This window comes from Streptomyces sp. M-16 (assembly GCF_052114405.1).
In the GTDB taxonomy this organism is placed as follows: Bacteria; Actinomycetota; Actinomycetes; order Streptomycetales; family Streptomycetaceae; genus Streptomyces.
The window spans coordinates 1-700 of record NZ_JBFRER010000312.1; the positions used below are offsets into that span (position 1 = coordinate 1).

Genomic DNA, 700 nt, shown 5'->3' on the forward strand with positions numbered 1-700 from the left:
TGGATGAGGTGTGGATGAGGTGGTTGCCGCCGATGGAGAGGGCGTCGCCGTCGCCGGTGACGACCCAGACGGAGAGGTCGCGGCGGGAGGAGGCGAGTCCGGTGGCGATGGCGGGGGCGCGGCCGTGGATGGAGTGCATCCCGTACGTGTTCATGTAGTACGGGAAGCGGGAGGAGCAGCCGATGCCGGAGACGAAGACGATGTTCTCCTTGGCCAGTCCCAGCTCGGGCATGAAGCCCTGCACGGCGGCGAGGACGGCGTAGTCGCCGCATCCCGGACACCAGCGGACCTCCTGGTCCGACTTGAAGTCCTTCATCGACTGCTTGGCCTCGGCCTTGGGGACCAAGGACAGCAGGTGCTGGGGGGCGTCGGTCACCTCAGTCATTGATGGCCTCCTTGAGAACCGTCGCGAGCTGCTCCGCCTTGAAGGGCATTCCGTTGACCTGGTTGTACGACTGGGCGTCGACCAAGTACTTCGCCCGGATCAGGGTGGCCAGCTGTCCGAGGTTCATCTCGGGTACCACTACCTTGTCGTAACGCTTCAGGACCTCTTCGAGATTCCCCGGGAAGGGGTTGAGGTGGCGCAGGTGGGCCTGCGCGATGGCCGTCCCCTGGGCCCGCAGCCGGCGGACGGCGGCGGTGATGGGGCCGTAGGTGGAGCCCCAGCCCAGCACGAGGGTGCGGGCCGTGCGGGCCGGGT

The 700-nt window shown here is 67.3% G+C and carries 1 protein-coding gene and 1 pseudogene; both read right to left on the reverse strand.

All coding sequences use genetic code 11. The annotated features are described in order from the left end of the window. A partial coding sequence (locus AB4039_RS42295; RefSeq protein ID WP_442273317.1) for a thiamine pyrophosphate-dependent enzyme occupies nucleotides 1-385 on the reverse strand: 385 nt, incomplete at its 3' end. Further along, a pseudogene (locus tag AB4039_RS42300) lies at nucleotides 378-700 on the reverse strand (2-oxoacid:acceptor oxidoreductase subunit alpha); the annotation flags it as partial. The pseudogene AB4039_RS42300 and the gene AB4039_RS42295, both read right to left, overlap by 8 nt.